Consider the following 12,706-nt stretch of genomic DNA (forward strand, 5'->3'; position numbering starts at 1 on the left):
ATGTGATGAAAACCCAGATTCAGATTAACACCCTTAGTAAGGTAAGCAAATCTGGTCGCCATCAGGGCCCTGATCAAGTTGCACGTGATCGAGATGATAGGTCCCATCCTGGTATTGCCCGTGGGTTTGGATAAGGCCTGCCGCCAGCAACAATCGCCTTCGGTCTTGTGAGCGGCTCATGGTATTTTCAAAGTTGAATGTTCTCCGCTTCGATGACCTGTTGCAGCATTTTCTCCATGGTATGGCGTGCATGTGCGGTTTGCAGGTAAATTCGGTGATGAAGAATGGCATCTTCAGTGTCACGGTTTTCACACTGTTGACTGTAACTCTCGAATGCGCACAAGGCTTGTATGAGTTCTGAGATGTGTTTGGGACACTCGCAGTCCATGGCAGTACTGACGCTACTCAATTTGTTCAGTTGGGAAGGGTTGAAAATATGCGCCGGTGCCATGCCCGAGCTGTCGATCTCGTGTTCATTCTCAGGATTCGCCAGCTGGCTAATGGCCTGATACAGCTCGGCAATGTTTACGGGTGCACGCCAGAGCTTGAAACCATAGCTTCTCAGTTCTTCGACCAGCTCACGCAGGCCATAATGAAACAGAATAAATACAGAATTGATTTTCTGGCTGTGATGAAGCTCTCGCAGGCTATGCAATGCGGCAGCGTTCAGGGTTTCAATCTGCAATACCGCAATATCAAAGTGATGTCCCTGCAGCGCCTCGGCAATCTGGGCAAAGCTGCGTAAACGGGTATGTGTATCCATGCCCTGATGGTTGCTTAGCTTATTGATCAGCAAGGGTGGAATCGATTCTCCGCAGCTCAGTATGCGGAGCTGATCGCCTTCTGGACGGGAGGGACTGAGGTTCGAACCGTCGATATGCCGGCCGCAAAGATTTGAAAGCTCGCTTTGAGTCAAGGTCGCGAGTTCTCCAATCTTATAGCCGTCATCGATCAATTGCTTGATGGTTTGCAGTTTGAGAATGTCCTTCTCTGAATAGCGTCGACGTCCGGTGTCGCTACGACCTACCAGTAGACTAGGGTGGCGACGCTCCCAGGCGCGCAGCCGATGCGCGCTAATGCCTGTTTGTCTGGATACGGTAGCAATGCCAAATTCAGCAAATTGATTCATAGCTATTTCCTGCCCTGCCTAAGTTATGACTATAGATATAGCAATATCAGCCTATGAATACTCAATTTTTTCTATACAAGTATGATTATTTCTAATTTTTGTCTAATAAAATTAGACAAAATGGGGTGAATCAAATCAAAAGCCGATGAAAGGTTGCAGTAATTTGGGGACCAAACCTTTGAATTGCAGAGGGGCATCCATGGCCACCAGGCAGATGCAGGCTTCATTGCCGATGGTAATTGGCTGGTGTTCCACCTCATGATTCAGGTCAGCAACGTCTCCGGGATTAAAGCAGCCCAGCTCATCCTGGAAGGCGCCTTGCAGAACCAGAGTAAGTTCGGTGCCTTGGTGGCTGTGCATCGGGAGGTTTCGGCCAGGCGCGATGCGCAGTAACTTAAGGCCGCCATCACTCGATTCCAGAGCAATACTGTGCATTCCAGGGACGAGGCGCTTCCAGGGTAGGTCCTCGCTGTTACCGGACAAAATAGCGTGAATTGCCTCAGGTATCGTTTCGGGACGTGGGTCAATCAGATCAGTATTCGGTTCCGGTAGGGGCTCTCTTTCCAGTTTCTGGAAAAAATCATCTCTGAATGCACGGCTGTGTGAGGGCGCCTGATTACTGAGTGCTTCAAGCAATTGACCGGCTACGGCCTCGGCCTGAAAGGTTTTTTCATGGCAGTGGGCACAGCGTTGCAGGTGACAGGCAACCACAACATCAAATGACTCTGGCAGGCTGCCGGCGGCGTAACTTAAGAGTGTGGAATCGTCTGGGTGGTGATTGATATTCATGGCGTTACATCTAAGTCTTTACAGAGTTTCTGAAAGGCCAGGCGGATACTGGACTTAATGCTGCCCAAGGGCAGCCCCATGATCTCGGCGATCTCGCTGTGACTGTGTCCAAGATAATACGATTGGTATATGACCTGGGCCTGTCGATGTGGGAGCTTGGCAATAGCCTCTTTCACAGTGTTGGAATCCAAATTGAAGTGCTCGATTTGAATGTCTTCGCTCTTCAGGCTGTGTAGGTGCTTCTGCTCGACTTTGTGTCGGCGCTTGGCATCAATGAACAGGTTTCGTGCAATCGTGAAGAGCCAAGTGGAAGCGCTGGCTTTGCGGGGTTCATAGCTGGCGGCTTTACGCCAGGCTTGCAGGAAGGCCTCTTGGCAGAGTTCCTCGGCGAGCGTTGCGTCGGCACAGAGTTTTAGCATCCAGGAATGCAGGCGCGGCGAAAAATGATCATAAAATTTCATGAACAGGCGTTTGTCGCCTGTTATCGCTATTTGCTCCAGGCACTGGTTCCAATCCATTTCCACGACTGACTCTACTTGGGCTTCACTCATCGAATTTCCCGTTTGCATACTCTCTATACGACGGGGATCAGTATTTGGATCACCAAAAAATAACAAAATCTGAACTGATCCACTCGACTAAGGGCAGCGTATGACTAGGTATACCCAACGATAAATATTGTCTAAGAAAATGTCTAAAAAAATCGCAGTTATTGGTTCAGGTATTGCCGGCTTATCGTGTGCATGGTTGCTATCACAGCGTCATGAGGTTTGCTTGTATGAAAAAGACAATCGACTCGGTGGGCACAGCAATACCGTTGACGTCAACAGCAGCATTGGAACATTGCCTGTTGATACGGGGTTCATTGTGTACAACGAGCATAACTACCCCAATCTAACGGCCTTATTTGACTATCTAGGTGTCGAAACCCAGGCGTGCTCCATGTCATTCTCAGTGAGCAATCATCATATGGAATATGCGGGAGGAGAAGGTCTGGGAGGGATTTTTGCGCAGGGCTCGAATGGCCTGCGCCCCGAATTCTGGCGCATGTTGATTGATATTGTCCGCTTTTATCGCCGAATGGGGAGCGAGAACGCATCGATTCCCAATGACATCAGTCTGGGTGAGCTATTGAAGCAACAAAAACTCAGCCGCTCTTTTATCTACAACCATTTGCTGCCCATGGGGGCGGCCATTTGGTCGACTCCCATGGAGAAAATGCTGGAATATTCCGCCAGCAGCTTTATTGAGTTCTGTCGCAATCATGGCCTTCTGCAATTGGCGAATCGCCCGCAATGGCATTCGGTCGTCGGTGGCAGTCGGGAATACGTAACGCGCATCGTGAATGATTATCGCGGGCAATTGCTTTGCAACCGAGCGGTAAAGTCTGTACGACGGATGGGCGGTCGAATTCTGCTGGAAGACTGGCAAGGTAATCGAGAGGACTTTGATGAATTGGTATTTGCATGCCACCCAGATCAAAGTTTGAAGATGCTCAGCGATGCGAATGCCGAGGAGACGGCGCTACTGGGAGCGTTTCACTATCAACGCAATCGCGCCATTCTTCATAGCGACGAAACTCTAATGCCGAAGAACAAGGCGGCCTGGGCGGCCTGGAATTATTTATCCGACGGCGCCTCTGATGTTTCGGTCAGTTATTGGATGAATAAGTTGCAACACCTGGACTGCCCTGAGGCAATGATTGTCAGCCTGAATCCGCTCAATATGCCTCGGGAAGACAAAATTCACGCCAGTTTTTTGTATGACCATCCAATGTTCAACCATGAGACCAAACAGGCTCAAACCCAACTCTGGGATCTTCAGGGTAAGAACAATACTTGGTTCTGCGGCGCTTGGTGTGGCCACGGCTTTCATGAAGATGGTCTGCAGTCAGGCTTACTTGTGGCCGAAGCATTGAGCGGATTGGCTCGCCCCTGGTCTGACCGCAGGGATCATTGGAACGCGCGAATTCCCCTCCCGGAATCTTGGTGCCGTGGCAAACTTTCTACAGAGGCTGCCTGATGAACAGTAAGTTGGTCTATGGCTCGGTAAAACACACACGTTTGCAACCCGAGCGATACCAGTTAGCGCAAGCGCATAATTGTATGCTGTTGGATATCGATGAACTGGAGGCATGTTGCGCGCTTTCGCCGCTGTTCAGCCGAAATAAGACGGCCGCAATGGCGTTTCATGATAAGGATTATGGCCAAGGTGGTGCTCATTCGGTACGAGCATTCATTAATGAGTTGTTGTGCAAACACGACTGCCCGATTCCTCATCAAGTCATGCTCTTGTGCAGTCCAAGAATACTCACTTATGCGTTTAATCCATTGAGTGTGTGGCTGTGCCTCAATGAGGAAAGAAAAATAGATACGATCGTTTACGAGGTCAGGAACACTCGAGGGGAGAGGCATCATTACGTCGTGAATCTTCCTGAGGAGCAGACAAGCGCAGGAGAATTGCCCTGGCATGTGGCTAAAAAGCAGATGTATGTTTCACCCTTTTCTACCATGGAGGGAGAGTATCGTTTCAAATTGTCGTTGTCAGAAGGAGCATTCCGTTTGGTTATCCGTTTTTCAAATCGAGATGAACTGGCATTCCATGCGGTATGGGACGGTCGCTTTGAATGTTTAGAAAAGCGATCTCTCCTTCACTTTTTCAAACAATCGATCTTCAATAACTTCAAAGTCATCCTGGCTATTCACTGGCATGCTCTGAAGCTTTTTCTGCGATCGGTTCCGTGGTATCGCTTTCAAACCCAAACCGGACCTGCTGTGAGCATGGGTCGTATCAAATCAAAAAAACAACGGTGAGTGAAATGTCAGGTTCTTATTTTCAGAACGGTGTTGCCAAGCAGTCTGATAACTATCCTATGCTGAATCTATGGCAGCGATATTTGGTTCGACATCTCGAGTCTTTGGGTTTGAGTCGATTTGAAATCAGTTTCGGCACTAAAGAGCAGTCGACTGTGACATTAGGGGTTATCAAACCAGGGATAGCGGTTGCCAAGGTTCGAATTGTCAGCATCAAAGCATTGACTGCAGCTCTGAGTTCCGGTGTTCTTGGCTGGTCGGAAGCCTATCTCAAGGGGCATTGGGATACAGACAGTCTGATCGATGTATGTAACTGGGCAATGGCCAATCTGGACAATATCGAACAAGGCTTTTCGGGTAGCTTCCTCAGTCAATTATGGAATCGCTTAGCGCATCGAAAAAATGCCAACAGTCGGGAAGGCAGTAAAAGAAATATCGAATATCACTACGATCTTGGGAACGATTTTTATCGTCTCTGGCTGGACCGGTCCATGAGTTATTCCTCCGCTCTGTATGACAATCAAGAACTGTCGCTACGGGAAGCACAGACAAAAAAATATCGGGAGGTCATTCGTATGGCCAATATCGCCCCTCACGACAGGGTGCTTGAAATTGGTTGTGGTTGGGGTGGCTTTGCAGAAGAGCTAATGTCGGTATTGGGTACGGAACTGCATGGCGTGACATTGTCAATGGAACAGCTGATGTGGGCGCAGGAACGAATGGCTCGTATCCGGGAGTCTGATCGCGCTCGCCTGGAGCTGAAGGATTATCGAGACTTGGATGGCCAATACGACGCGATTGTCAGCATTGAAATGTTCGAGGCGGTCGGTGAGGAACATTGGCCTGCTTATTTTGAGATTCTCATGGAGAAACTCAAACCCGGGGCAAAGGCTGTTTTGCAAGTGATCTGTATTGACGAGCATCGTTTTGAACACTATCGCGAGAATACTGACTTCATACAGAAGTATATTTTTCCAGGAGGGATGTTACCCAGCCCGAATAAAGTCCGCGAATTGGCGGAAGCTGTTGGTTTGGCATTAACAGGGGAGAGAGAATTTGGCGCTGACTATGCGAAAACGCTGAATGTCTGGCGCCGATCTTTTACTCAGGCTTGGCCGGAACTTCAAACCCAGGGCTTTGATGAGCGTTTCAAGCGTATGTGGGAGTACTATCTGTGTTACTGCGAAGCAGGTTTCAACTACCAGTCGGTGGATGTGCGTTTGTTTGAACTGACGAAACCAGAGTAGAGGGGCGAGCGATGGAGTCGGTATGGCTAACAGGCGCAAGTCAAGGAATTGGCCGAGCGCTGGCAATAGAACTGGCGAAAGAAAAGCGGCATATCTATGCATCCGCTCGCAACGAACTGGCCTTACAAGAGTTAAAGCAAGAAATCGAAAGCCTTGGCTATCCGGGTTTGTTGATTCCCAAGCCGCTGGATATCTGTAAAGCCGATGATGTGCATCGTGTTTGTGAGGACATTCAGCACGAGGGGAGGCTGGACAAGATTATTTTAAATGCTGGCACGTATCATCCGGCCCCGGCAACAGAGTTTAACTGCCAAGCCTTAAGGGAGCTTTTTGAGCTGAATGTATTCGGTACAGCCCATTGTTTGGAAGCTTGCCTCAAGACATTGCGGCTTCAGGGGGGCGGGCAAATTGTTCTCGTGGCGTCGCTGGCGGCATATCGAGGTCTGCCGGATTCTGCCGCTTATGGCGCAAGTAAGTCGGCACTGATTCATTTGGCAGAGTCCCTCTACACAGAACTTCATGCTCATAATATTGAGATCAAGATTGTTAATCCGGGTTTTGTGGAAACCCCTTTGACCGACAAAAATGAATTTACCATGCCACAACGTGTTACCGCGGAGTGGGCGGCAAAGACAATAGTGAAAGGGTTGGATAAAAGCGGGTTTGAGATTCGCTTCCCGTGGGTATTTTCGCAGTTTATGTCGCTTCTGCGAGCCTTACCCTACGGACTGTATTTTAGATTGATTAGAAGGTTTGTTGTGTCTTCGAATGCTTGAGTGTCTTCACGGTAAAAAACGCTTTTATCGAATTTTGCAATGACCATTCTCGCAGCGTGATTTTCCGGTGAACAGGAAGGATATCCGATAACGATTTCGTGCAAAAGTGATGTACGCAAGGTCGGCGATAGGGCGGATTACCGGCCAGCGTGTGATTGAAAATACGATATGGCGCCAGGAGCCGGATTCAACCAGGCGCCAGGCAAGCTGGCTGACATCCAGACCATAGATAAAAGAGCCATCTGATCTTTGGCCGTGCAGTATTTGGCGTGCAGCGTTCAGATCGATTGAGGGATACTGTGCGTGAAAGCCCTCCGCTTCAATATCCAGAAACGCCAGCTTCTCTTTTTGATTGAGCCGTTTGAGCGCCTCAACCTCCTTGACGCACAGGGGGCAGGTGCCATCGAAAAAAATACTGAGTTCAGTCGCCTGAGTAGTGGGCATAGGGTCGAGCTCCGAAGTGCATTTCTGATACGGTTTAACTCTGGCATAATGTTCCCGCCATGAAAGGGGAACCCATTACCTATGAGCCTAGCCATTTCTTATCAGGACATCGAACGTGCCGCGCAGAGGCTGCGTGGTGTTGCTGAAGTCACACCATTATTACACAGCCGTGAGCTCGACCAAATATGCTCTGGGCAAATATTCGTCAAGGCCGATAATCTGCAACATGTAGGCGCGTTCAAATTCCGCGGTGCTTATAATCGAATTGCACAGCTAAGCGACGCGCAGAAACAGGCGGGTGTTGTAGCGTGTTCCTCTGGGAACCATGCACAGGGGGTTGCAGCGACGGCACAAATGCTGGGTATCCAAGCCACCATTGTGATGCCGAAAGATGCACCGGCCATTAAAGTCGAGCGCACCCGCTCATACGGTGCCGACGTTCAGTTTTATGATCGCTATAGCGAAAATCGTGAGCAGATTGCCCACGAGCTTTGTGAACGATTGAATGCGACCTTCGTGCCGCCGTTTGATCATGCAGACGTCATTGCAGGCCAAGGTACAGTGGGCCTGGAAATCTGTGAACAAATGGATGGTGAGGCGGATGTTTTGCTGAGTCCCCTGGGGGGCGGTGGTTTGTGTTCAGGCAGTGCGATGGCAGCCAAACATCATTGGCCGAGCCTGACAGTCTATGGTGTTGAACCTGAGGGGTACAACGATACTCAATTGTCCCTTGAGAGTGGGGAGCGACAAAGTGTTTCCCAGACAGGAAGCTCGATCTGTGATTCCCTGATGACACCCGCTCCGGGCGAGCTGACGTTTCCCATCAACCAGGAATACGTTAACGATGTTCTTACGGTCAGTGATGAAGAAGTCGAGGCCGCGGTGTACTTTGCCTGGAAGCATTTAAAGTTGGTGATCGAACCGGGTGGGGCGGCGGCTCTGGCTGCACTTCTTGCTCGGAAGATTGATGTGGCGAATAAGCGCTGTGTGGTCATCGCTAGTGGCGGGAATGTCGATCCCCATTGGTTTGCTGAAATGCTGCAGCGACAAAGCGCATAAACGTTTCTCGATATTATGTCCCAATCTCTGAACTCAAATGACATTCTTGCCATGCGAGAGTTTCTGCAACAACACCCGCGCCTGGTTGTGATCAGTGGGGCTGGTTTGAGTGCGGAGTCGGGAATTCCTACTTACCGCGACGCTGAAGGTAATTGGTTGAGGAGAGAGCCCATTCAGCATCAGCGATTTGTTCAGGAGCTTTCTGAACGTCAGCGCTATTGGGCACGCAGCGTGTTGGGTTGGCAATTGGTTTCTGCGTCGAAACCCAATCGTGCTCACAAGACTCTCGCACAGTGGGAGCGAGAAGGGCGCATAGAGTTATTGATTTCCCAGAATGTCGATGGCTTACACCGAAAAGCCGGCTCGAATAATGTATTGAATCTGCACGGCCGTCTCGATCGTGTGCAGTGTTTAAGTTGTTATCACATTGCACAACGAGAAACCGTGCAAACACAGTTGATCGAACGGAATCCGGACTTATGGGATTACGTTAAAGGGGCGGGTATAGATGCGGGCCCTGATGGCGATGCTAATGTTGACGATTGGGACATGGCCCAGGTGCGTTGCCCAGTTTGCCCCAGGTGTGGGCAGGAGACGCTAAAACCGGATGTGGTATTTTTCGGTGGTACGGTTCCAAAAGCACGGGTGGCGCTCGCCAAAGACGCTATCCGCAGAGCCGATGGTTTGCTGATCATAGGCAGTTCGCTCATGGTGTTTTCCGGGTTTCGCTTCTGCAAATACGCTGAGGAAATCAATAAGCCGATAGCGGCCATCAACCTGGGGATGACCCGAGCCGATGCCTTGTTGCAGCTTAAGCTGGATATGGATGTCGGTGAGGCGTTGCGCTCGCTTTAATCCCTTTATTCCTTCACAACCCGCCTCCAGCAGTTTGCGTCTGATTCGACATTCCTGTCGGCAAAATATCCCTGCAAATATAAAGTTCATTCCCGTTTTGTCGATAGCCTAGTCAAAGGAAGGTGAATTTGGCATGACAAAACGTGAAGCACTGGCCTTCACGCTGATCGGGGTTTTGGGCTCTGTCGCGTTATTGTCACTCTGGTTGCTGGAGTGGCGTTGGCTAGGTAAGTTCGACAATTCATTGGCGCAATTTGATGGGCAGAACCTTCTCGCGATCTCCAATGGCCAGATAACCGTGCAACAATTTATTGACCCGGACTGTCCCTGCAATCGCTATGTGCGTGAGCACCGAGAGGAGCTGCAAGCACGTTACAGCTCGCAGAGCATTCGCTTTGAATTACTCACACCTTCTTCGCTGACAGCGGCAGCGGTTCCCTCCAGTCCCGCGGTGGCTATTTGGGATCGTGACGGTCGCTTGGCCTACTTTGGGCCATACAGCAATGGCGTTATTTGTAATGCTAAAACCAGTTTTATTGAACCGGTTTTAAACCAACTGAAAACCGGTGAAAACCCGCAGATAAACAACACAGCGGGTGTCGGTTGCTTTTGTCCCTGGCCAGATACGCGATCTCGCGTCTAGCTACTAATCGAGAGTTGTCATTTCATGAATATTCACAATCACTATCGTAAAGCCGACAAGCTGATGTTGGGCATATGCTGCGGTCTGTTTCTCTATGGACTGGCCTTGGCTGGTTTATACGACACTTGGATGCTGGCTTTATTGACAGGAGGCAGCTGTCTTGCATTGGTCTTTCTGCTCAACCATATTGTTCCAGGCACACGAATCATGCGTTGTACCGTCGCGGCGGTTTTTATGGTTTTTTGTGCGATGCATATTCAACAGGGGCATGGATTGATCGAATACCATTTCGGTATTTTTGTGTTGTTGGCGTTATTGCTCTATTACCGCGACTGGGCGCCTCCTGTAGTTGCGGCCGGTGTGGCGGCGGTTCATCACTTGTCGTTTTATTATCTGCAGAGTCAGGGCAAGCCAGTGTATATGTTGAACCCCGACAATCAGTCCTGGGGTTTGGTTTTCCTTCACGCGGGTTATGTTGTTTTCGAAACCGCCGTGGTCGTCTGGATGGCACTTGATGCTAAGCGGGAATACGCTCAAACCGAAGCGGTCAACAGTTGTATTGATACAGTGATGCAAACCGAAGGTGAAGTTAATCTGATGGCTCGAGCGGACATGGACTGTGAAGTCGTGAATGTACTCAATACCTTTCTGGAATCTACAGAACAGTTAGCCGCGCAAGTCAAAACGACAGCCTGCCAGCTCGCTGACCAGGGAAGTGAACTGAATGTGAGCAATAATGCGATCGCCCGAGAACTGGTGGAACAAGGTCAGCAGACGGACGAGATTGCAAGTTCAGTGATTCAACTGAGTGATGGGGCTGGTCGAGTTGCAGAGTCGGTTAAGCAAGCGACGGCTCAACTCGACGAAGCCAATCAAGATTCCAGTCGCGGTACTGAGGCGGGTGACGCCTCCCTGCGCGACATTCAAAGTTTGAATTCTTTGATTGGCAATGCGTCTGGCAAAGTGAGTGAAATGGAAAGCCACTGCGAGCAAATATACGCCCTATTGGGCACCATTCAAAGTATCTCGGAACAGACCAACCTGTTGGCATTGAATGCGGCCATCGAGGCGGCGCGTGCCGGGGATCAGGGAAGAGGCTTTGCGGTCGTTGCCGATGAGGTTCGTGTCTTGGCCCAGCGTACACAATCAACCACCAACGAGGTCCAGGAAACATTGGAAGCCTTACAGCAGAGTTCCAAGCAATCGATGTCGGCTATGGACAGCAGCCGTAAAAATGCCGAGCGTTGTGTGGATAAAACCCAGGCGACGGTACAAGTTTTACAGCGTGTGCAGGGTAACTTGAATACACTGTCGGATATCGTGGCCGGTGTTGAAAACTCTTCGGTTGAACAACAGCAATTGGTGCAGGGCATGGTGGCAAACATAGAGCAGATCCAGGAACTGTCACGCTCAAATAAGGATCGTGCTACCCAGAGTGAAGGTCTGAGCAGCGCGATGGTGGACCAAAGTCGCGAGCTGGTGCTCAACGTCGGCAAGTTTAAAACCGTTTAAACGTGTTCTGTTTGATTCCCGTGGTGAGCTGGCGATTGGGTCGGTTCTGTCTCTTGTGCCATCGCGGTGAGTTATATGCAATGGGGCTTTTGTTAAAGCTTCAGTGTTTCGTAATAGAAAAGTTCAAGAACTTCATTGCGTGGTGTATTTGCACATCACTGGCTGAGCTGAGTCAGTAATTTTTTATTGTCAGAAGATTGATCGGTCAGATCTTCCATTTGGTCCACCTTACTCAGAAGATAGTGCAGCTCCTGGGCTTTGGTCGTCTTGGCAAGGCCGGCGGCATTTTGAAAATCAAGAAGGGCATGGTCGTAGTTTTGAGAAAGCTCGTGGGTCTTGGCGCGGTGAATCAGGCCGCTCATTAACCAATACTGATGATTCTGGGTTTCAATAATGTTCAAACTCTCATTAATTGTCGCTAACGCTCGTTGGTATTCGCCTTGCTGACGATAAAGATACGCTTTATTCATTAGGTGTATGGCCAGATCTTTCTGGCCGGCCGCGGCTTGTCGGCGATCGATTGCAATCGCCAGATTAATGTACTTAAAGGCATTTCTGAAATCGCCGAGAGAAGAGTAGCCAGTTGCGATATTGTTGTAGGTGGAGGCGCGATCAGTGTCGCGTTCCAGATATTGAATCGATTCGATGGATAATTCAATCGCTTGATTGTGGCGGCCGATGTCTCCCAGAATGGCGGCTTTTGTTGCGAGGCTGACCCCCATCTCGGCGCTGTTTTGAGTTCGGCGATCAAAGGCCAGTTTCTTATTAATATAGGCCAGAGATTGCTTGAGGTCTCCGGTGTATTTGAACGCGACACTCAGGTCAAAATAAAGATTGTTTTTGTCTTGTTCAGAGTTTGCAAGGGGAATGGCTTTTTTAAGATAGTGAATCGCGTCCTGAAATCTCCCGGTGTTCTGGTAAACCTGACCGAGGCAGAGATACGTTTGATAACCAGCCTTGCTTTCCGTTATGGATTGCTCAGCGTGTTTAATCGCAATGTTGTACTGGCTTTGTAAAAGGGCCGATTGACAATCGGCATATGCATTGGCGCCCATCAGACATACGATACAGCACAGAATAGCGCGCACAGCCTCTCCTCTTTTTACCGAGTTCCGGGAAATTTAAAAGAGGATGGTACTGGGCGGTGAGCTCAGGCCAATAGGAAGTTCGAACCAATTATTAAAATTTTAAGGTTCACAGACACAAAACCTAAGCAAAAGGAATGAGTTTGTGTTGGAACCGGGCTCGCGAGGGATTACGCTGAAGAGCGCTTTCCACGGAAAGTTGCCAGTGCTGTCGAGACAAGGATGCCAAGGGAAACCCCGGCAAGCATGGACAGGCCCATTTCAAACCAGAAAATACCGGCAAACAAACCGATAATAGAACCGATAACAATGCCCCAGGTTACGTAATTTGTCATGCTGAGTTCCTTTGTGACT

The 12,706-nt window shown here is 49.6% G+C and carries 15 protein-coding genes; 8 read left to right on the forward strand and 7 right to left on the reverse strand.

Going from position 1 to position 12,706, the window contains the following annotated elements; all coding sequences use genetic code 11:
• Nucleotides 1–33 precede the first annotated feature (33 nt).
• The 4 genes from ABWW03_RS04570 to ABWW03_RS04585 form a co-directional block, all read right to left on the reverse strand.
• Nucleotides 34–180, reverse strand: coding sequence for a hypothetical protein (locus ABWW03_RS04570; protein WP_353406654.1), 147 nt, complete (start codon nucleotides 178–180; stop codon nucleotides 34–36).
• A 7-nt stretch (nucleotides 181–187) separates the two neighbouring features.
• Nucleotides 188–1,129, reverse strand: coding sequence for a MerR family transcriptional regulator (locus ABWW03_RS04575; protein ID WP_353406655.1), 942 nt, complete (start codon nucleotides 1,127–1,129; stop codon nucleotides 188–190).
• A gap of 135 nt (nucleotides 1,130–1,264) precedes the next feature.
• On the reverse strand, nucleotides 1,265–1,918 hold the full coding sequence (locus tag ABWW03_RS04580; protein WP_353406656.1) for a ChrR family anti-sigma-E factor: 654 nt from the start codon (nucleotides 1,916–1,918) through the stop codon (nucleotides 1,265–1,267).
• Nucleotides 1,915–2,469: a sigma-70 family RNA polymerase sigma factor gene (locus ABWW03_RS04585; RefSeq protein WP_353406657.1), complete on the reverse strand. Its 555-nt coding sequence runs from the start codon at nucleotides 2,467–2,469 to the stop codon at nucleotides 1,915–1,917. Before ABWW03_RS04585 ends, ABWW03_RS04580 begins: the two co-directional genes overlap by 4 nt.
• Before the next feature lie 139 nt (nucleotides 2,470–2,608).
• Here ABWW03_RS04585 and ABWW03_RS04590 point away from each other — a divergent pair, with 139 nt between their 5' ends.
• The 4 genes from ABWW03_RS04590 to ABWW03_RS04605 are packed head-to-tail and all read left to right on the forward strand — an operon-like array spanning nucleotide 2,609 to nucleotide 6,754.
• Complete coding sequence (locus ABWW03_RS04590) at nucleotides 2,609–3,940, forward strand: NAD(P)/FAD-dependent oxidoreductase (RefSeq protein ID WP_353406658.1); 1,332 nt, start codon at nucleotides 2,609–2,611, stop codon at nucleotides 3,938–3,940.
• A complete protein-coding gene (locus tag ABWW03_RS04595) occupies nucleotides 3,940–4,731 on the forward strand; it encodes a DUF1365 domain-containing protein (protein WP_353406659.1) in 792 nt (263 codons plus the stop codon). Before ABWW03_RS04590 ends, ABWW03_RS04595 begins: the two co-directional genes overlap by 1 nt.
• 5 nt (nucleotides 4,732–4,736) lie before the next feature.
• Nucleotides 4,737–5,978: a cyclopropane-fatty-acyl-phospholipid synthase family protein gene (locus tag ABWW03_RS04600; protein ID WP_353406660.1), complete on the forward strand. Its 1,242-nt coding sequence runs from the start codon at nucleotides 4,737–4,739 to the stop codon at nucleotides 5,976–5,978.
• An 11-nt stretch (nucleotides 5,979–5,989) separates the two neighbouring features.
• Nucleotides 5,990–6,754 carry an SDR family NAD(P)-dependent oxidoreductase gene (locus tag ABWW03_RS04605; protein WP_353406662.1) on the forward strand — a complete coding sequence of 255 codons (765 nt, stop codon included), beginning with the start codon at nucleotides 5,990–5,992 and terminating at the stop codon, nucleotides 6,752–6,754.
• A gap of 24 nt (nucleotides 6,755–6,778) precedes the next feature.
• Here ABWW03_RS04605 and ABWW03_RS04610 read toward each other — a convergent pair whose 3' ends face one another.
• The gene (locus ABWW03_RS04610) at nucleotides 6,779–7,198 is read right to left on the reverse strand and encodes a thiol-disulfide oxidoreductase DCC family protein (RefSeq protein WP_353406663.1); all 420 of its coding nucleotides are present in this window, start codon (nucleotides 7,196–7,198) and stop codon (nucleotides 6,779–6,781) included.
• Nucleotides 7,199–7,279: 81 nt separating this feature from the next.
• Between ABWW03_RS04610 and ABWW03_RS04615 the strand changes: the two genes are divergently transcribed.
• The 4 genes from ABWW03_RS04615 to ABWW03_RS04630 all read left to right on the forward strand — a co-directional run bounded on the left by ABWW03_RS04615 (nucleotide 7,280) and on the right by ABWW03_RS04630 (nucleotide 11,267).
• On the forward strand, nucleotides 7,280–8,257 hold the full coding sequence (locus tag ABWW03_RS04615; protein ID WP_353406664.1) for a threonine ammonia-lyase: 978 nt from the start codon (nucleotides 7,280–7,282) through the stop codon (nucleotides 8,255–8,257).
• A gap of 15 nt (nucleotides 8,258–8,272) precedes the next feature.
• Nucleotides 8,273–9,112: an NAD-dependent protein deacetylase gene (locus tag ABWW03_RS04620; RefSeq protein WP_353406666.1), complete on the forward strand. Its 840-nt coding sequence runs from the start codon at nucleotides 8,273–8,275 to the stop codon at nucleotides 9,110–9,112.
• A 133-nt stretch (nucleotides 9,113–9,245) separates the two neighbouring features.
• Nucleotides 9,246–9,755, forward strand: coding sequence for a DUF6436 domain-containing protein (locus ABWW03_RS04625; protein WP_353406668.1), 510 nt, complete (start codon nucleotides 9,246–9,248; stop codon nucleotides 9,753–9,755).
• A 24-nt stretch (nucleotides 9,756–9,779) separates the two neighbouring features.
• Nucleotides 9,780–11,267, forward strand: coding sequence for a methyl-accepting chemotaxis protein (locus ABWW03_RS04630; RefSeq protein ID WP_353406669.1), 1,488 nt, complete (start codon nucleotides 9,780–9,782; stop codon nucleotides 11,265–11,267).
• A 155-nt stretch (nucleotides 11,268–11,422) separates the two neighbouring features.
• Here ABWW03_RS04630 and ABWW03_RS04635 read toward each other — a convergent pair whose 3' ends face one another.
• Entirely contained in the window at nucleotides 11,423–12,355 is a 933-nt protein-coding gene (locus ABWW03_RS04635; protein WP_353406670.1) for a tetratricopeptide repeat protein, read from the reverse strand.
• Between the two features lie 167 nt (nucleotides 12,356–12,522).
• The gene (locus ABWW03_RS04640) at nucleotides 12,523–12,687 is read right to left on the reverse strand and encodes a hypothetical protein (protein WP_353406671.1); all 165 of its coding nucleotides are present in this window, start codon (nucleotides 12,685–12,687) and stop codon (nucleotides 12,523–12,525) included.
• Between the last annotated feature and the right edge of the window lie 19 nt (nucleotides 12,688–12,706).

The organism is Pseudoteredinibacter isoporae, from assembly GCF_040372805.1.
In the GTDB taxonomy this organism is placed as follows: domain Bacteria; phylum Pseudomonadota; class Gammaproteobacteria; order Pseudomonadales; family Cellvibrionaceae; genus Pseudoteredinibacter; species Pseudoteredinibacter isoporae_A.